Here is a 17,904-nt window from a genome sequence, read left to right on the forward strand (position 1 = left end):
CGGAAGAGAACGACATGGACACCACGCTTGCCACATTCGAGAAAGACGTCATCGAGGCGTCGCTGGATGCCCCCGTGCTGGTCGACTTCTGGGCGCCGTGGTGCGGCCCGTGCAAGACGCTCGGCCCGCTGCTGGAAAAACTCGAAGGCGACTACGAAGGCCGCTGGAAGCTCGTGAAGGTCAACGTCGACGAGAACCAGGAACTCGCCGCGCACTTCCAGACCCGCAGCATCCCGCACGTGATCGCGTTCGCCGACGGGCGCCCCGTCGACCAGTTCGTCGGCGTGCTGCCCGAAGGCCAGCTGCGCGCCTTTCTCGACCGGCTGCTGCCGGCCCCCGAGGAAGCCGAGCGGCGTGCCGCGCAAGACGCGATGGCCGAAGCGCGCTACGACGACGCGCTCACGCACCTCGAGGCGGCGCTCGCGCTGAACCCCGGCTTCGACGACGCACGCCTCGACCTGATCGAACTGCTGCTCGCGAACAACCAGGTCGACGCCGCGCGCGCCGAGACGGAGCGCCTTTCGCCGCAGACCGTGCAGAACGGCGACCCGCGCTACCAGGCGATCAAGACCCGTTTCGACGCACTCGAAGCCACGGCCGACCTGCCGCCGACCGACGCACTCGAAGCACGCATCGCGGCCAATCCGGCCGATCTCGACGCGCGTTTCGATCTCGCGCAGAGCCTGATCGCGCGGCGTGCGTATGAAGGCGCGCTGGAGCAGTTGCTGGAAATCGTCACGCGCGACCGCGCGTACGGCGACGATCTCGGCCGCCGCACGATGATCTCGGTGTTCGAGCTGGCCGGCGACCGCCCGGACCTCGTCGCCGGGTGGCGGCGCAAGCTGAGCATGGCGCTCAACTGAACCGGCGCGGCGGGCGGCAGGCGCGCCCGCCGCCTCCCCCTCCATTCAGGCCGCGACGGCCTGCGCCGCGATCGCGCGCAGCGCATGCGCGGCGGCCGCGAAGCCGAAACTCGCGGTCACGCACACGCTCGAACCGAATCCCGCGCAATTGAGCCCCGCGACGTGCGCGGCCGTGGACGGCTCGGCGCCGTCCTCGAGATCGCAGGCAGCCGCTTCCGGATAGATCAGCGGCTCGTCCGAATACACGGCGCTGACCTTGAAACGCGCCTTCGGCCCGCGCGGAAAGCCGTGCTGCTTGCGCAACTGCGCGCGCACCTTCGACAGCAGCGGATCCTGGATCGTCAGCGCGAGATCGTCGATCCGGATGCGCGTCGGGTCGAGCTGGCCGCCCGCGCCGCCGACCACGACGAGCGGCTGACGCTTCGCGACGCACCACGCGATCAGCGCGACCTTCGTGCGCACGCTGTCGATCGCATCGATCACGTAGTCGAAACCGCCGCCGAGCAGCGCGTCGAAGTTGTCGGGCTCGACGAAATCCTCGATCCGGTTCACGCGGCACGCGGGGTCGATCAGCGCGATCCGCTCGGCCATCGCGTCGACCTTCGGCTTGCCGTAATTGCCGTCGAGCGCGTGGACCTGCCGGTTCGTATTGCTTTCCGCGACGTTGTCGAGATCGATCAGCGTGAGCGCGCCGACCGCGTTGCGTGCGAGCGCCTCGGCCACCCACGACCCGACGCCGCCGATCCCGATCACCGCGACGTGCGCGCGCTCGAACGCGGCGGCGGCCGGCGCGCCGTACAGCCGCGCGACGCCGCCGAAACGCCGCGCGCGATCCACGTCAAGCTGGATTTCCGGGGTCGGGGTAAGATCAGAGGAACTGGGCGGGGCGGTGTCGGCGGTGGACATGGCAGCAAGGAAAACGTAAGTCGTGCACCCTCTATTTTGCCTGAACTCCCCGCTCGCACGCGCCACTGTGCACGCACGTTTCTTGCGCGTTGGCTACAATGGTTCCAGATTGAAGCGTTTGCATAACATGACGACTCTCGCCGATCTCCGCATCAATTATTCGCGTGCTTCGCTCGACGAAGCCGATGTCGCCCACGACCCCTTCGCCCAGTTCGACCGCTGGTTCAAGGAGGCGCTTGCCGCCAAGCTGCCCGAGCCGAACACGATGACGCTCGCGACCGTCGGCGCCGACGGCCGGCCGTCGGCACGCATCGTGCTCATCAAGGGCGTCGACGAACGCGGGTTCGTCTTCTTCACCAATTACGAAAGCCGCAAGGGCCACGACCTCGCCGTGCATCCGCAGGCAGCGCTGCTGTTCTACTGGATCGAGCTCGAGCGCCAGGTACGCATCGAAGGCCGGATCGAGAAAACCAGCGCCGAGGAAAGCGACCGCTATTTCGCGTCGCGCCCGCTCGGCTCGCGCATCGGCGCCTGGGCGTCCGAGCAGAGCGCGGTGATCGACAGCCGCGCGACGCTCGAAGCGCAGGAAAAAGCCGTCAGCGAACGCTACGGCGACAACCCGCCGCGCCCGCCCCACTGGGGCGGCTACCGCCTCGTGCCCGACTCGATCGAGTTCTGGCAGGGCCGCCCGTCGCGGCTGCACGACCGTCTGCTCTATACGCGCGACGCCGACACGTCGTCGGGCTGGTCGATCTCGCGCCTGTCGCCGTAAGCGGCGCCGGCGCACGCCGGTCGTGTCTCGTGTTGCATCCGGGCGCCCGCCGCGCAAGCGGCGGGCGCCGGTCAAGATACTTGGCTGTATTCGATTCAACGAACAAAACGGAGAATCCAAATGTTCTGGGAAAAGAAGCTGGCACAGTGGGCGGACGAAGTACGGGCGAAAGCGAACATACCGGCGCGCCTCGTGCTGTGGAACGGCGATCAACTCGATTTCGGCACCTTCAGCGCGCCGCAGGTCACGTTGAAGGTGAACAGCGCGTCGGCGTTGCCGCTCCTGCTCGAACCGAGCCTCGACAATCTCGGCGAAGCCTACGTGAAGGGCAAGATCGACATCGAAGGCAAGCTGTCGGACATCATCAACATCGGCTACTCGCTCGCGCGCAGCACGGTGACGAGCGCGAGCAAGCTCGCGCGCGTGAAGCGCTACTTCAATCACACGAAGAGCACCGACAAGAAGGCGATCCAGTATCACTACGACGTCTCGAACGAGTTCTACCAGCTGTGGCTCGACGAGAACATGGTGTATTCGTGCGCCTACTTCGAGAACGGCGACGAGGATCTCGCCACCGCGCAGATCAAGAAAATCGACCATATCCTGACGAAGATCCGGCTCGAGCCCGGCCAGCGCCTGCTCGACATCGGCTGCGGCTGGGGTGCGCTCGTGCTGCGCGCCGCGCAGAAGTTCGGCGCGCGGTGCCTCGGCGTCACGCTGTCGCAGAACCAGTTCGACCTCGCGACCGCGCGCGTGAAGGCGGCCGGGCTGGAGGACAGGATCGAGATCCGGCTGCAGGACTACCGCGAGATCGACGGCCAGTTCGACCGCATCACGAGTGTCGGGATGTTCGAGCACGTCGGGCGCAAGAACCTGCCGCTCTATTTCACGCGGATTCATGACCTGCTCGTCGACGACGGCATCGCGATGAACCACGGGATCACGTCGACCGACGCGGAAAGCGGCGAGACGGCGCTCGGCGGCGGCGAGTTCATCGACCGCTACGTGTTCCCGGACGGCGAGCTGCCGCACATCAGCCTCGCACTGGAAGCCGCGCAGCGCGGCGGGCTCGAAGCGATTGACGTCGAAAGCCTGCGACGGCACTATGCGCGCACGCTCGACATCTGGACGGAAAATTTCGAGGCGAAGGCAGAAGCCGCGCGACAGCTCGTCGACGACGAAAAATTCCGCATCTGGCGCGTATATCTCGCCGGCTGCGCGTATGCGTTCGAGCACGACGACGTGTCGATCTTCCAGATCGTGTGCCGCAAGGCCGGACGCAGCGCGAAAACGCTGCCGTGGTCGCGGCGCTATATGTACGAACACGCGCTGCCGCGCTAGGCGGCGCTTCACGCTGGGCATGCATGGGTGACGGCAGGACGCGGCGCAAGGTGCCGCCGGGAAGGCGGCAACACGACGATTCGGACGGGACGCCCGCCGACGGGCAATTCGACCTGTTCGGCGCGGCGCCCGATGACGCACGCGCCGCGCCCGCCGCGGACGACGGCACCCGTGCGAACGCCGGCGATGACGTCGATGACGTCGATGCGACGCCGCCGGACGACGGCGGCAGCGTGCCGCCATCGCCCCGCCGCGCACCCGACGAAGTAGCCCCTTGTATCTTTAAGTCTGCGGTTTCGGACCGGCTCACGTAGCCCGTTCCTCCTCTGGGAAACCAAGCCCGCGAGTGAGCACTGGGCGCGTGAGTCGGACCGTTCTTCCGTAAGCCCGAACGGTTGTCGGAATAAAGTTCGCATAAACAAGGATGGGAGTGGAAGAACATGCCCGAAGCAGTGTTCATCGGTATCGATGTTTCGCGCGACACGCTGGAAATTGGCAGCAGCACGGCGAGTTCGACCTGGCAATACGCCAACAATAGTGACGGCATTGAAGCGATGACGGCCGAACTGGCGAAGCTGGCTCCAGCACTCGTCGTACTCGAAGCCACGGGCGGCTACGAATTCGAGGCGGCGTGTGCCTTGCAGGCTGCGGGACTGTCGGTGGCCGTGGTCAATCCCCGTCAGGCGCGCGACTTTGCTCGTGCCATGGGCACGTTGGCGAAGACGGACAGCCTCGACGCGCGGATGTTGGCCGCGTTTGCCCGCGTGTTGCACCAGCATCCGCAGCGCGAGCGCTTTATCAAGCAGTTGCCCGACGCGCAATTGCAGCGCTTGCAGGCGCTCGTGTTGCGTCGCAGGCAGCTGGTTACGATGCTGACGGCTGAGCGGAGACGCCTGACGTTGGCGCATGCCAGTGCGCGTCCAAGCATCGAGCAAACCATCAAGTTCCTCAAATCGCAGATCGACGATGTCGAACACGACTGCGCCGATCATGTGCGCACCCACCACGCCGAATTGGCCCAGGCGCTGTCCAGCGTCAAAGGCATTGGTCCTGCGACTGTCGCTACGCTGCTGGCCGAATTGCCTGAACTGGGTTCGTTGTGTCGTCGGCGCATCGCCGCACTGGTCGGCGTGGCTCCCCTGAACCGGGATTCGGGCCAAATGCGCGGCCAACGCACGATCTGGGGTGGCCGCGCCGAGGTCCGACGAGCGTTGTACATGGCTACGCTCGTCGCAGTGCGACACAACATGGTCTTCAAAAGCTTTTATGCGCGCTTGACGGCCCTGGGCAAGCCCAAAAAGGTTGCCCTTGTTGCCGCGATGCGCAAGCTCTTGACCATCCTGAATGCCATGGCCAAATCGGGCTCGCATTGGAATGACTCGCTTCATTTGGCTTGACATGAAAGACGGTTGCTCCCTCCACCGGCCTGCTGTGGGACGAGCCCGCGCCGCCGCCCGCGCCGAAGAAAGGCAAGCGCCGACGCGGCGTGCTGCCCGCGCCGATCTCCCCCGAGGTGGCCGACGCAGCGGCCGGCCTGCCGCCGAACGTTCGGCTCGGCACGTCGTCGTGGTACTTCCCGGGCTGGGACGGCATCGTCTACGACGGCGATTTCGCGCAGACCAAGCTGTCGCGCGAAGGGCTCGAAGCGTACGGCGCGCATCCGCTGCTGAAGAGCGTGAGCCTCGACCGGTCGTTCTACGGCCCGCTGTCGGTCGCCGATTACCTGCGCTACGCGCAGCAGGTGCCCGACGATTTCCGCTTCGTCGTGAAGGCGCCGGCCTCCGTGACCGACGCGGTCGTCCGCGGCCGGCGCGGCGAGCCGTCGGGGCCGAACCCGACCTTCCTCGACGCGCAGCTCGCCACCCGCGAATTCGTGCAGCCGTGCCTCGAAGGGCTCGGCCGGAAAGCCGGCGTGCTCGTGTTCCAGTTCTCGCCGCTGCCCGACTCGCTGCTCGCGCAGCCGGCCGCGCTGATCGACCGGCTCGCCGCGTTCTTCGCGGCACTGCCGCCGCTGCCGCCGGAAGCCGACGGCACCCGCTATGCGATCGAGATTCGCGACGCGAGCCTGCTCACGCCGCGTTTCATTCGCGCGCTCGCCGCGCTCGGTGTGCGCTACTGCGTCGGCCTGCACGCGCGGATGCCCGACCCGCTGCGCCAGGCGGCCGCGCTCGCACTGCTCGACGGCGACGCGCCGGGCCCGCTGATCGTGCGCTGGAGCCTGCATGGCGGATTCAGGTACGAACAGGCGAAAGCGAAATACGAGCCGTTCGACAAGCTCGTCGACGAGGATCCCGCCACGCGCTCCGCGCTCGCCGAACTGGCCGCGCGCTATGCGCTGGCCGGGCAGCCGGTGATCATCACGATCAACAACAAGGCGGAAGGATCCGCGCCGCTGTCGTGCATCGCGCTCGCGCGCGAGATCGCCGCCGCGTGCGCGCAGTGGCGCAACGAGGCGGCCTAGGTCTTATGGAAAGGCCCGTTCACGCGCCGCGCAGCGACTTCAGCCGGTGCGAGAACTTCTGCCGGAATTTCGCGAGCTTCGGCCCGATCACGACCGAGCAGTAGCCCTGCCCCGGGTTACGCGCGTAATAGTTCTGGTGATAATCCTCGGCCGGCCAGTAGTTGCCGTCGAGCGGCACGACCTGCGTGACGATCGGCTGCCCGAACACCTGCTCGCGCTCCAGCTCGCGGATCACGTCGAGCGCCGTGTCGCGTTGCGCGTCCGAATGCGTGAACACGACCGAACGGTACTGCGTGCCGACGTCGTTGCCCTGCCGGTTCAACTGGGTCGGATCGTGCGTCGCGAAGAAGATCTCGAGGATCTCGCGATAGCCGATGCGCGCCGGATCGAACGTCACGTTGACGACTTCCGCGTGGCCCGTGTCGCCTTCGCAGATGTCGCGATAGCCGGGATTGCGCGTATGGCCGCCCGCGTAGCCCGACTGCACGGCCGTCACGCCGTCGACGTCGAGAAACACCGCCTCCGTGCACCAGAAACACCCGCCTCCCAATGTCGCGGTTTCAAGCATTCCGTTCCCCCTGAAATCAAATGGCCGTCGAGAACGAGCAGTATCGCATCCGAACCCATCGCGCTGCACGATGACGGAATGCGCAATGCCCGGCCGCCCGCGCATCGCGGCAAACACGTCGTCGCCGATTCTCGACTACACTAGGGCCGGCAAGGCACGTTCGCAAGCCCGTTATTAGCGTGAACAGGCCCTGGCCCACACCCGGCCGTGAAGACAGATCATCCCTTCCGCCGTGATCGCCCCATGCTCCACCCTGATGCATCATCGTCCGTTGCAGCAGCGTTCCGGATGCTTCAGCGAACACCCCTCGCATCACCGGCTCGATCGAGCCCCGGCCGGTCGGCGGCAACGTTGCGCCGCAACCGGCCAAGCGTCGACGCTTCACCCGATACACGTCATCTGTTTTCGCTTCTGGATGGAAGGCGCCGCCCGTCGTCGCGGCTGCCGGCAGCTCCGTTCGGCCGCGGCGGCAATCCCGTCCGGCCGTTTCGCATGACCACCGCGTCCGACGCCGGCCATCCCGCGCCGGGCGCTCCAATACGATAACGAGGGCACTACCATGAGCATGCGACCTGACCCGACGTTTCACGCTTCGCCCGAACTCGCGATGCGCGCGCCGGCCGAATCCTTCGCGTACACCCTGCTGCTCAGCCCCGACTTTTCCCAGCCCGACGCGCTCGCCGTGATCGACGTGAAGCCCGGCTCGCCGAGCTACGGAAAAATCGTGCATACGGTGACGATGCCGAACACCGGCGACGAGTTTCACCACTTCGGCTGGAATGCCTGTTCGTCGTCGCTGTCGCCGCTGACCGGCCATGCGTTCCTCGAACGCCGTTTCCTGATCATCCCCGGCCTGCGCTCGTCGCGCATCTACGTGATCGACACGAAGCCGCATCCGACGCAGGCGCGCATCCACAAGATCGTCGAGCCCGACGAAGTGTTCAGCAAGACCGGCTATTCGCGGCCGCACACCGTTCACTGCGGGCCCGAGGGCATCTACGTGAGCACGCTCGGCGGCGCGGGCAAGGACGGCACCGACGGCGCGCCCGGCATCTTCATCATGGATTGCGAAACCTTCGACGTCCTCGGCCGCTGGGAGATCGACCGCGGCCCGCAGGACAAGCATTACGACTTCTGGTGGAACCTGCCGCGCGACTACATGGTGTCGAGCGAATGGGCGCTGCCGCCGCAATTCGAGAACGGCATCGTGCCCGAGGACCTGCTCGCGAACAAATACGGGCACCGGCTGCATTTCTGGGACCTGCGCGCGCGGCGCAACGTGCAGACGATCGATCTCGGCGCGCAGCACCAGATGGCGCTCGAAGTGCGGCCCGCGCACGACCCGGTGCGCGAATACGGATTCGTCGGCGTCGTGGTCGACACGACGAATCTCGAAGGCTCGATCTGGACCTGGTGGCGCGAAGGCGGCAAGTTCCATGTGAAGAAGACCGCGACCATCCCGGCCGAGCCCGCGCCCGCGGACCAGCTGCCGCCGCTGCTGAAATCGTTCGGCGCGGTGCCGCCGCTCGTGACCGACATCGACCTGTCGCTCGACGACCGCTTCCTGTACGTGTCGTGCTGGGGCACCGGCGAGATGCGCCAGTACGACGTGACGGATCCGCACAACCCGGTGCTCGCGGGGTCGGTCCGCATCGGCGGCATCGTGCGGCGCACGCCGCATCCGAACGGCAAGACGTTCGCGGGTGGCCCGCAGATGGTCGAGATCAGCCGCGACGGCCGGCGCGTGTACTGGACCAACTCGCTCTATTCGACGTGGGACGACCAGTTTTATCCGGACGGCGTGCCCGGCGCGCAAGTGATGGCGCACGCCGGCCCCGACGGGGGCCTGACGCTCGCCGACGATTACTGGGTCGAGTTCCCCGACGGCTATCGCGCGCACCAGATCCGGCTCGAAGGCGGCGACTGCTCGACCGACTCGTTCTGCTATCCGTCGGTCCGATCTTGAGCGGCCACGTCACGGCCCAGGTCGGTCTCTGGTCCGCGGTGCTGGCAAGCGGCCTCTATCACGGGCTCAACCCCGCGATGGGCTGGCCGCTCGCGGTGTCGAACGCGCTGATGACGCGCCGCGGCGGCGCGCTCGTCGCGGCGCTCGGCTATCTCGCGCTCGGCCATGCGCTCGCGGTCTTCGCGGTGATGCTGCCGTTCGGGCTGCTCGCCGCGCTCGTCGCGTGGCAGGCGCCGATCCGGATCGGCGCGAGCGCGCTCGTGATCGCCTGCGGGGCCTTCCTGCTGCTGCGGCCGCGCCACCCGCGGATCCTCGCGCGGATCCCGCCCGCGCGGCTCGGCCTGTGGTCGTTCGCGGTCGCGATCGCCCATGGCGCGGGGCTGATGCTGGTGCCGATCTACCTCGGGCTCTGCGGGCTCGACCGGGACGCCGGCCACCGGGCGGCGGCCACGCTCGTCGATGCGCATCTCGGGATGGCGCTCGTCGTCGCGGCCGTGCATGCCGTCGCGATGATCGGCGCCGGTGGCGGGCTCGCGTGGCTCGTGTACCGCTATCTCGGGCTGAAGTTCGTGTCGCGGAGCTGGTTCAATCTCGATGCGGTGTGGGCGTCGAGCCTGATCGTGACGGGCGCGCTGTCGCTCGGGCTCGGCGCGGCGGGCTGAAGCCCGTTCACGCCGATGACGGGCTTGCGCCACCGGCCGCCGCGCGTCGCGCCATCCTTCGCCGGCAAGTTCGTTGCGCCGCCATACCGACCGGATGCGCGGGGCGCCGCGTCCCGCCACGGTCGATTCCGCTAAAATCGGGCCATGCGTCCCATTTCCAGACTGACCGCCTTGTCGCCTTTCGCCCGCTTCACCCGCCGCGCGCCGTGCGCGCGCGCCCCGTTCCGGATGGCTGCCCGATGAGCCGCGCTACGCCGCCGAATTTCGACGCCGCCGCTTTCCGGCAAGCGCTCGGCCAGTTCGCAACGGGCGTGACGGTGATCACGACGCGCGCGCCGTCCGGGCAGCTGATCGGCATCACCGCCAGCTCGTTCAACTCGGTATCGCTCGATCCGCCGCTCGTGCTGTGGAGCCTCGCGCACAAATCGGCGTCGACGCCCGTGTTCCGCGGCAACAGCCACTATGTGGTGAACGTGCTGGCGGCCTCGCAGCTCGACCTGTGCAAGCGCTTCTCGACCTACAAGGGCGACCGCTTCGAAGGAATCGCGCATGCGGCCGGCAACTCGGGGATGCCCGTGCTCGACGGCGCGCTCGCCTGGTTCGAATGCCACAACCGCAGCCGCTACGATGAAGGCGACCACGTGATCTTCGTCGGCGAAGTCGAGCGCTGCGGCGTGAATCCGGATGCCGGCGCCACCGCGCCGCTCGTGTTCCACGGCGGCGGCTTCCACGGCCTTACACCGCTTTGATCGCCCCCGTGCGCGCCAGCCCGACCGGCGCGCCGGCTTCGTCCTTCAGCGTCTGCAGCACGATGTTCGAACGGATGTCCATCACGCCCGGCGCCTTGTAGAGCCGGTTCAGCACGAAATCCGAATAGTGCTTGAGGTTGTGCGCGAGCACGCGCAGCAGATAGTGGCTCTCGCCCGTCACGACGAACGCGCCGACCACCTCCGGCCATTCGCGCAGCGCTTCCGCGAAGCGCTCGTGCCATTGATTTTCTTCGTTGCGCATCGATACCTGCACGAACGCCTCGAGCTCGAAGCCGAGCTTCTCGCGGCTCAGGCACGCGCGATAGTGCTCGATCACGCCCTGCTCCTCGAGCAGGCGCATGCGGCGCAGGCAGGCCGACGGCGAAAGCGAAATGCGTTCCGCCAGGTCGAGATTGCTGATTCTGCCCTCTTCCTGCAGGACCGCCAGAATCCGGCAGTCGGTGGCATCGAGCGTGATCGCGTGCATTTTTGGTCCCCGTTTTCCCTCTGAGTCGAATTATCTGCCAATCCGGCGGTTTGTCCATGTTTATTTCGCAAGCACTTTCTGCGAGCGTCCACCTATCATTCGAAGCATCGACTCACCGAATCGTCATGCCATGGACACCCTCTGGGACATCTCGCCGCCTGTCGGCCCCGCCACCCCCGTGTGGCCGGGCGATACGCCGGTTTCCGTCGAACGCGTGTGGCGGATGGAGGCCGGCTCGCCGGTCAACGTCGCTCGCCTGACGCTGTCGCCGCACACGGGCGCGCACTGCGACGCGCCGCTGCATTACGACGCCGACGGCGCGCCGATCGGCGCCGTGCCGCTCGACACCTATCTCGGCCCGTGCCGCGTGATCCATTGCATCGGCGCATCGCCGGTCGTGCAGCCGGCCGATGTCGCGGCCGCGCTCGACGGCGTGCCGCCGCGCGTGCTGCTGCGCACGTATGCACGCGCCAGCGTCGAACGGTGGGACAGCGACTTCTGCGCGGTCGCGCCCGAGACCGTCGACCTGCTCGCCGCGCACGGCGTGAAGCTGATCGGCATCGATACGCCGTCGCTCGACCCGCAGGAATCGAAGACGATGGATGCGCATCACCGCGTGCGCGCGCACCGGATGGCGATCCTCGAAGGCATCGTGCTCGACGACGTGCCGCCCGGCGACTACGAACTGATCGCACTGCCGCTGAAATTCGCGACGCTCGACGCGAGCCCCGTGCGCGCGGTGCTGCGCGCGCTGCCCGCGCGTGCCGCCTGATTACCCCGACTGACAACCTCACATCATGATCAAGACCCGTGAAGACGCACTCGCGCTCGACCGCGACGATCCGCTCGCGCCGCTGCGCGACCAGTTCTCCCTGCCCGACGGCGTGATCTATCTCGACGGCAACTCGCTCGGCGCGCAGCCGCGCGCATCGGCCGCCCGCGCGCAGCAGGTGATCGGCGCCGAATGGGGCGAAGGCCTGATCCGCAGCTGGAACACGGCCGGCTGGTTCGCGCTGCCGCGCCGTCTCGGCGACAAGCTCGCGACGCTGATCGGCGGCGCACCGGGCGAAACGGTCGTCACCGATACAATCTCGATCAACCTGTTCAAGCTGCTGTCGGCGATGCTGCGCCATCAGGCCGAGCGCGCGCCCGGGCGCCGCGTGATCGTGTCGGAGCGCTCGAATTTCCCGACCGACCTGTATATCGCGCAGGGGCTGATCGAGCAGCTCGGCGGCAACTATGAACTGCGCCTGATCGACGACCCGGCCGACCTGCCGGCCGCGCTCGGCGCGGACACGGCCGTCGCGATGATCACGCACGTGAATTACCGCACCGGCTACATGCACGACATGCCGGCCGTCACGCAGCTCGTGCACGACGCAGGCGCGCTGATGCTGTGGGACCTCGCGCACTCGGCCGGCGCGGTACCGGTCGACCTGAACGGCGCACGCGCGGACGGCGCGGTCGGCTGCACGTACAAGTACCTGAACGGCGGCCCCGGTTCGCCCGCCTTCGTGTGGGTGCCGCAGCGTCATCACGCGCACTTCTCGCAGCCGCTGTCCGGCTGGTGGGGCCACCGCGCACCGTTCGCGATGCAGCCGGGCTTCGCGCCCGATCCGGGCATTGCGCGCTTCCTGTGCGGCACGCAGCCGATCGTGTCGATGTCGATGGTCGAATGCGGGCTCGACGTGTTCCTGCAAACCGACATGCAGGCGATCCGCCGCAAGTCGCTCGCGCTGACCGATGCCTTCATCGCGCTCGTCGAAGCACGCTGCGCGGGCCTGTCGCTGAAGCTCGTCACGCCGCGCTCGCATCACCAGCGCGGCTCGCAGGCGAGCTTCGAGCATCCGCACGGCTACGAGGTGATGCAGGCGCTGATCGCGCGCGGCGTGATCGGCGACTACCGCGAGCCGTACGTGCTGCGCTTCGGCTTCACGCCGCTCTACGTGCGCTTCGTCGACGTGTGGGATGCCGTCGAGACGCTGCGCGACATCCTCGCTACCGACGCCTGGAAGGCGCCCGAGTTCGCCGAACGCGGCGCGGTGACCTGACCGGCCTTGCCCGGCGCGCACTGCGGTCACGCGGACTGCGCGCCGCGCCCCGTCATTCAAATCTGGAGAGAGTCGTGAATTCTGGTCATATGCAGCCACCCGGCGACGACGCGCCGGCGAGTTGCCCATTCTCGGGCGCGCGCGCCGCGCAGTCGGCACAAGCGGCACAAGCGGCACACGAAGCGCCGCACGTGCCGGGCGATGCGTCGGGCGGAAGCCGGCTGGCACAACGCGCAGCTCGATTTCTCGAAGTCGATGAGCTACGGCGACTACCTGTCGCTGAATTCGATCCTCGACGCGCAGCATCCGCTGTCGCCCGATCACAACGAGATGCTGTTCATCATCCAGCATCAGACGAGCGAGCTGTGGATGAAGCTCGCGCTGTTCGAGCTGCGCGGCGCACTCGACGCGGTGCGCACCGACGCGCTGCCGCCCGCGTTCAAGATGCTCGCGCGCGTGTCGCGCATCCTCGAGCAACTGGTGCAGGCGTGGAACGTGCTGTCGACGATGACGCCGTCCGAATATTCGGCGATGCGGCCGTATCTCGGGCAGTCGTCGGGCTTCCAGTCGTATCAGTATCGCCAGCTCGAATTCCTGCTCGGCAACAAGAACGTGCAGATGCTGCAGCCGCATGCGCACCGGCCCGACATCCTCGAACAGGTGCGCACGACGCTCGAAGCGCCGTCGTTCTACGACGAAGTCGTCCGCCTGCTCGCGCGGCGCGGTTTCCCGATCGCGCACGCGCGGCTCGAGCGCGACTGGACGCAGCCGACCCAGCACGACGAAACGGTCGAAGCCGCGTGGCTCGAGGTGTACCGCCACCCGCAGCAGCACTGGGAGCTCTACGAGATGGCCGAGGAACTCGTCGATCTCGAGGATGCGTTTCGCCAGTGGCGCTTCCGTCACGTCACGACCGTCGAGCGCATCATCGGCTTCAAGCAGGGTACGGGCGGCACCAGCGGCGCGCCATACCTGCGCAAGATGCTCGACGTCGTGCTGTTCCCCGAGCTCTGGCACGTGCGCACCACGCTGTAACGCACCGCTCGCCCGCCGTCACGACGACGTGCGGGCCAGCTCCTCCCCTTCGCGCGGCTGCGCCGCCGCACGTGACAGCCGCGGGATATGCCGCCGCACGACGAGCAGCGCGACGCAGACGATGCCCATCGCGATCGCCAGCATCGTCAGATAGGCCGTGGCGCCGCCCGCGGTGATCACGATCGCGCCCGCGAACGCACTGAGGATCGCGCCGAGCCGGCCGAACGCGAGCGCGCTTGCGGTGCCCGTCGCGCGCACGGCGGTCGGGTAGATGTACGCACAGAGCGCATACATCGTCGACTGCACCGCGTTGACGAACAGCCCGTGCAGGCCGAGCCCGACGATCAGCCAGCCCGTGTGGCGGCCTGGATCGACCCCCATCAGCCACACCGCACTCGCCGCGCCGCCGATGCTGCACAGCACGAGCGGCCAGCGCGACCCGGCATGCGCGATCGTCCACGCGCACAGCAGCGCGCCGATCACGCCGCCGAGGTTGTACGCGGTGAGCCCCGTCCCCGCGACCGACACGCTCAGCCCGCTCGCGGCCAGCATCGTCGGCAGCCAGCTGAACGCCGCATACACGGCAAGCAAGCACATGAAGAACGCGCACCACAGCGCGATCGTGTCGCGCGCCTGACCGCTCGCGAACAGCGCGCCGAAGCCGCCGCGGCCGCCCGCCGCGCGTGCATCCTTCAGGTCGGTAAATGCGGTGCCCGGCGCAACGGGTCGCCCCATCCGCGCGAGCAGCGCGCCGAGTTCCGGCCAGCGCGCGGGGCGCCGCGCGAGATAGCGCGGCGATTCGGGCAGCGCACGCACGAGCACGAAACCGAGCACGAGCGGCAACGCGCCGCCCGCGAAGAACAGCCCGCGCCAGCCGTAGCGCGGCAGCACCTCGTGCGCGAACAGGCCGGCCAGCATCCCGCCGAGCGGCACGCAGACGATCGTCGCGGTCACCATCATCGTGCGGCGCCGCGCGGGCGTGTATTCGGCCGTCATCGTCGTGGCCGTCGGCAGCGCGCCGCCGATCCCGAGCCCCGCACAGAAACGCAGCGCCGCGATCGCCGTGACGTCCGGCGCGAAGCCGATCGCGCAGGTCGCGATGCCGAACAGGAACACGCTGCCGATCACGGCCTGGCGGCGGCCGAAGCGGTCCGCGACGATCCCCGCGCACGCGCTGCCGATGCCCATGCCGATCAGTCCGGCAGCCACCGCCGGCGCGAATGCGCCGCGCGTGATCCCCCATTCGCGGATCAGTACCGGAATCGCGAAGCCGATCAACTGGCCGTCGAAACCGTCGAGCACGATCGCGAGCGCGGCGAGCAGCACCACCCCGCGCTGCATCGCCGTGAACGGCCCGTCGTCGAGCGCGGCGCCGACGTCGAACGGCTGCGGGCGGATGGCGTCGCGCGGGTTCATGCGCGCCTCCGTGCGTCACCGGGCGAATGCATGCAATGCGTGCGATGCGCGGCGGGACTGCGGCGAACGGTTGCTGTCATGGCGTCTCCTGATGGATGAGGCGACCCGGCGCCGTGGCAACGCCCGGCGCTCTCGTGTCGCGGTGCGGCTCGAGCCCGCCGCGGGCATGCTTCACGCGTGGCGCGCGTCGATCAGCCGGACGAGCGCGAGCAGCGTCTCGGCATGCGGCACCGCGACGCCGGCTTCCCGCGCGGCCGCGACGACCTTGCCGCTGATCGCGTCGATTTCCGTGCGACGGCCCGCGAGCACGTCCTGCAGCATCGACGGGCGATGGCCGCGATGCTCGCGGATCGCATGCTCGACGTTGCGCGCGATGCGTTCGCCATCGACCGCGATGCCCTTCGCGCGGGCGACGGCGGCCACCTCGGCCACGATCGCGAGCGCGAGCCGAGGGCCTTCGTGGCACGCGCCGAGCTGGTCTACCGTGCAGCCCGTCGCCGCGCAGAGCGTGTTGAGCGCCGCGTTGAACGCGACCTTCTCCCAGATCGCGGCCCACACCTGCGTGTCCAGCGTGCACGCGAGCCCGGCGCGCGACAGCGTATCGGCCACGGCCGCCGCGAACGGGCGTGCCGCGCCGTCGGCCGTCATCATGCGGATCGTGCCCGCGCCGTGCGAGCGCACGTGTCCGGGCCCCGCGGCGTCGGCCGGCCACGTCGTCACGCCCGCCAGGATGCGTTCGAGCGGCACGACCGCATTCAGCGTCTCGACGTTGCCGAGCCCGTTCTGCAGCGTCAGCACGTGCGTGTGCGGCGTCAGCAGCGCGCGCACGCCGTCGAGCGCGGTGCGCGTATGCAGCGATTTCGTGAAGACGATCAGCAGGTCGAACGGTTCGCCGCGCGCGGGCTGCACCGCGTCGGGCCGCACCGCACGCAGCGTCGTGATGCGGCGCTCGCCGCGATCGTCGTCGATGCACAGCCCGTCGCGGCGAATCGCATCGAGATGCGCGTCGTTCACGTCGATCAGCGTGACGGACTCGCCGCTTTCCGCCAGCCGCGCGCCGAACAGCGAGCCCATCGCGCCCGCGCCCAGAATTGCAATCCTCATCTTCGGCGGGCGGCCTCGTCAGAACGGATAGTGGCGCGGTGCGGTCTGCACCGTGATCCAGCGCAGGTCGGTGAATGCCGCGATGCCGGCCTTGCCGCCGAAGTGGCCGAAGCCGCTGTCCTTCACGCCGCCGAACGGCATCTGCGCTTCGTCGTGCACGGTCGGGCCGTTCACGTGGCAGATGCCCGATTCGATGCGCGCCGCGACGCGCATCGCGCGCGCGACGTCGCGGCTGAACACGGCCGACGACAGCCCGAACGCGTTGTCGTTCGCGCAACGGATCGCGGCGTCCTCGCCGTCGACGCGCACGATGCCCTTCACCGGGCCGAACGATTCTTCCGCGTAGATGCGCATCGCAGGCGTCACGTGGTCGAGCAGCGTGGCCGGAAACAGCGTGCTGTCGGCCCGGCCGCCGCACACGAGCGTGGCGCCGTGCGCGAGCGCATCGTCGATCAGCGCGTTGCAGCGCTCGACGGCCTTCATGTCGATCAGCGAACCGAGCACGACGGGCCCGTTGCGCGCGCCCGAAGGAAGTCCCCGTGGGAGGTCGCCGAGCGGCAGCGATGCGGCCTTGTCGGCGAGCTTCGCGACGAACGCATCGGCGATCGATGGCGTCGACGACGATGCGTTCGGTCGACATGCAGATCTGCCCGGAATTCGCGAACGCGCCGAACGCGGCCGCCGCGACCGCCGCATCGAGATCGGCATCGTCGAGCACGACGAAAGGCGCCTTGCCGCCGAGTTCCAGCACCGACGGCTTCAGGTGGCGCGCGCATGCTTCGGCGACGATCCTGCCCACGCGCGTCGAGCCCGTGAAATTCACGCGGCGCACGGCCGGATGCGCGATCAACGCATCGACGACGGCACCCGCATCCTCGGGCGCGTTCGTCACGAAATTGACGACGCCCGGCGGCAGGCCGGCTTCCTGCAGCGCCTCGACGATCAACCCGTGCGTGACGGGACACAGCTCCGAGCCCTTCAGCACGACCGTGTTGCCGCACGCGAGCGGCAGCGCGAGCGCCCGCGTCGCGAGGATCACCGGCGCGTTCCACGGCGCGATGCCGAGCACGACACCGGCCGGCTGACGTACGCCCATCGCGAGCGAACCGGGCACGTCGGACGGGATCAGCTCGCCGCCGACCTGCGTGGTCAGCGACGCGGCCTCGACGAGCCCGCTCGCGGCAAGATGCACGTTGAAGCCGGCCCACAGCGCGGATGCGCCCGTCTCGGCCGCCATCGCGGCGACGAACTGGTCGTGCTTCGTCTCGAGCGCGGCGGCCGCCTTCAGCAGCAGCGCGCGGCGCGCGCCGGGACCGAGCGCGGCCCAGTCGGGGAACGCGCGGGCGGCCGCGTCGGCCGCCGCACGCGCATCGTCGACGGTGCACGCGGGCGCGGCCGACGCGACTGCGCCGTCGAGCGGGTTGCGGCGCACGAAGGTCGCGCCGCTGGACGAATGGCGGCGTTCGCCGCCGATCAGCATCGATACGGTTTGCATGGAATCTCGGGAAGACGCGCAGCGCGCG

15 protein-coding genes and 3 pseudogenes are annotated in these 17,904 nt (G+C 68.5%); 12 read left to right on the top strand and 6 right to left on the bottom strand.

What is annotated here, in order from left to right; genetic code table 11:
- Positions 1-14 precede the first annotated feature (14 nt).
- Positions 15-863, top strand: coding sequence for a thioredoxin (gene trxA, locus WT26_RS17260; RefSeq protein WP_059531597.1), 849 nt, complete (start codon positions 15-17; stop codon positions 861-863).
- Between the two features lie 45 nt (positions 864-908).
- On the opposite strand, the gene tcdA is transcribed toward trxA, so the two are convergent.
- On the bottom strand, positions 909-1,769 hold the full coding sequence (tcdA, locus tag WT26_RS17265) for a tRNA cyclic N6-threonylcarbamoyladenosine(37) synthase TcdA (RefSeq protein WP_069273356.1): 861 nt from the start codon (positions 1,767-1,769) through the stop codon (positions 909-911).
- Between the two features lie 127 nt (positions 1,770-1,896).
- Here tcdA and pdxH point away from each other — a divergent pair, with 127 nt between their 5' ends.
- The 5 genes and pseudogenes from pdxH to WT26_RS17290 all read left to right on the top strand — a co-directional run.
- Positions 1,897-2,541 (top strand): pyridoxamine 5'-phosphate oxidase, encoded by a 645-nt coding sequence (pdxH, locus tag WT26_RS17270; protein WP_059531590.1) that lies wholly within the window; start codon positions 1,897-1,899, stop codon positions 2,539-2,541.
- Between the two features lie 120 nt (positions 2,542-2,661).
- Positions 2,662-3,882, top strand: a complete 1,221-nt coding sequence (locus tag WT26_RS17275; RefSeq protein WP_059531587.1) for an SAM-dependent methyltransferase — start codon at positions 2,662-2,664, stop codon at positions 3,880-3,882.
- Positions 3,883-3,905: 23 nt separating this feature from the next.
- On the top strand, positions 3,906-4,196 hold the full coding sequence (locus WT26_RS39085; RefSeq protein WP_069273357.1) for a hypothetical protein: 291 nt from the start codon (positions 3,906-3,908) through the stop codon (positions 4,194-4,196).
- A gap of 126 nt (positions 4,197-4,322) precedes the next feature.
- Positions 4,323-5,279 (top strand): IS110 family transposase, encoded by a 957-nt coding sequence (locus WT26_RS17285; RefSeq protein ID WP_059959184.1) that lies wholly within the window; start codon positions 4,323-4,325, stop codon positions 5,277-5,279.
- 17 nt (positions 5,280-5,296) lie between these two features.
- Positions 5,297-6,343: pseudogene (locus tag WT26_RS17290) on the top strand (DUF72 domain-containing protein); the annotation flags it as partial.
- Between the two features lie 19 nt (positions 6,344-6,362).
- Here the strand turns inward: WT26_RS17290 and msrA are convergent.
- Positions 6,363-6,911: a peptide-methionine (S)-S-oxide reductase MsrA gene (msrA, locus tag WT26_RS17295; RefSeq protein ID WP_069273358.1), complete on the bottom strand. Its 549-nt coding sequence runs from the start codon at positions 6,909-6,911 to the stop codon at positions 6,363-6,365.
- A gap of 559 nt (positions 6,912-7,470) precedes the next feature.
- On the opposite strand from msrA, the gene WT26_RS17300 reads away from it, so the two are divergent.
- The 3 genes from WT26_RS17300 (at position 7,471) to WT26_RS17310 (ending at position 10,288) form a co-directional block, all read left to right on the top strand.
- The gene (locus WT26_RS17300) at positions 7,471-8,877 is read left to right on the top strand and encodes a selenium-binding protein SBP56-related protein (protein WP_069273359.1); all 1,407 of its coding nucleotides are present in this window, start codon (positions 7,471-7,473) and stop codon (positions 8,875-8,877) included.
- Positions 8,874-9,539: a hypothetical protein gene (locus WT26_RS17305; protein WP_069273360.1), complete on the top strand. Its 666-nt coding sequence runs from the start codon at positions 8,874-8,876 to the stop codon at positions 9,537-9,539. The genes WT26_RS17300 and WT26_RS17305 overlap by 4 nt, the downstream gene beginning before the upstream one ends.
- Before the next feature lie 239 nt (positions 9,540-9,778).
- Positions 9,779-10,288 carry a flavin reductase family protein gene (locus tag WT26_RS17310; protein ID WP_069273797.1) on the top strand — a complete coding sequence of 170 codons (510 nt, stop codon included), beginning with the start codon at positions 9,779-9,781 and terminating at the stop codon, positions 10,286-10,288.
- Here the strand turns inward: WT26_RS17310 and WT26_RS17315 are convergent.
- Positions 10,275-10,775: an Lrp/AsnC family transcriptional regulator gene (locus WT26_RS17315; RefSeq protein ID WP_006477992.1), complete on the bottom strand. Its 501-nt coding sequence runs from the start codon at positions 10,773-10,775 to the stop codon at positions 10,275-10,277. The two genes, WT26_RS17310 and WT26_RS17315, sit on opposite strands and share 14 nt — an antisense overlap.
- A 130-nt stretch (positions 10,776-10,905) precedes the next feature.
- On the opposite strand from WT26_RS17315, the gene kynB reads away from it, so the two are divergent.
- The 3 genes and pseudogenes from kynB (at position 10,906) to kynA (ending at position 13,861) form a co-directional block, all read left to right on the top strand.
- Positions 10,906-11,547 carry an arylformamidase gene (gene kynB, locus WT26_RS17320; RefSeq protein WP_059531573.1) on the top strand — a complete coding sequence of 214 codons (642 nt, stop codon included), beginning with the start codon at positions 10,906-10,908 and terminating at the stop codon, positions 11,545-11,547.
- A 25-nt stretch (positions 11,548-11,572) separates the two neighbouring features.
- Complete coding sequence (kynU, locus tag WT26_RS17325) at positions 11,573-12,826, top strand: kynureninase (RefSeq protein ID WP_059665184.1); 1,254 nt, start codon at positions 11,573-11,575, stop codon at positions 12,824-12,826.
- A gap of 89 nt (positions 12,827-12,915) precedes the next feature.
- A pseudogene (kynA, locus tag WT26_RS17330) lies at positions 12,916-13,861 on the top strand (tryptophan 2,3-dioxygenase).
- An 18-nt stretch (positions 13,862-13,879) separates the two neighbouring features.
- On the opposite strand, the gene WT26_RS17335 reads toward kynA, so the two are convergent.
- The 3 genes and pseudogenes from WT26_RS17335 to WT26_RS17345 all read right to left on the bottom strand — a co-directional run bounded on the left by WT26_RS17335 (position 13,880) and on the right by WT26_RS17345 (position 17,876).
- Entirely contained in the window at positions 13,880-15,277 is a 1,398-nt protein-coding gene (locus tag WT26_RS17335; RefSeq protein WP_069273361.1) for an MFS transporter, read from the bottom strand.
- Between the two features lie 171 nt (positions 15,278-15,448).
- On the bottom strand, positions 15,449-16,381 hold the full coding sequence (locus tag WT26_RS17340) for a ketopantoate reductase family protein (protein WP_069273362.1): 933 nt from the start codon (positions 16,379-16,381) through the stop codon (positions 15,449-15,451).
- A gap of 18 nt (positions 16,382-16,399) precedes the next feature.
- A pseudogene (locus WT26_RS17345) lies at positions 16,400-17,876 on the bottom strand (aldehyde dehydrogenase).
- Positions 17,877-17,904 lie beyond the last annotated feature (28 nt).

Origin of the sequence: Burkholderia cepacia (genome assembly GCF_001718835.1) — a bacterium.
Lineage (GTDB): Bacteria > Pseudomonadota > Gammaproteobacteria > Burkholderiales > Burkholderiaceae > Burkholderia > Burkholderia cepacia_F.